The 236-nt window shown below is 42.4% G+C and carries 1 pseudogene; it reads right to left on the reverse strand.

The features are described from left to right. Window positions 1-236, reverse strand: a pseudogene (locus tag A3712_RS27995) (hypothetical protein); the annotation flags it as partial.

Here is a 236-nt window from a genome sequence, read left to right on the forward strand (position 1 = left end):
CAGCTAACTTACACGTACCATACTCTTTAGCTTCCTTGCGGACGAATAAAACTTGCTTTTGAATTCTTAAAGAGAGTGCCGTAGCTATTGGAATTCCGCCCATTTCAAGACCAGCCAATTGGTCAAAACTTGAAGGCAAAACCTCTTCCAAGTGCTCTGCGATTGCTTGTAAAATTTGTGGGTTCGATTCAAACAAGTATTTATCGAAGTATTCCGTCGCAGTGACACCTGAGCGT

The organism is Vibrio sp. HI00D65 (assembly GCF_001635455.1).
Lineage (GTDB): Bacteria > Pseudomonadota > Gammaproteobacteria > Enterobacterales > Vibrionaceae > Vibrio.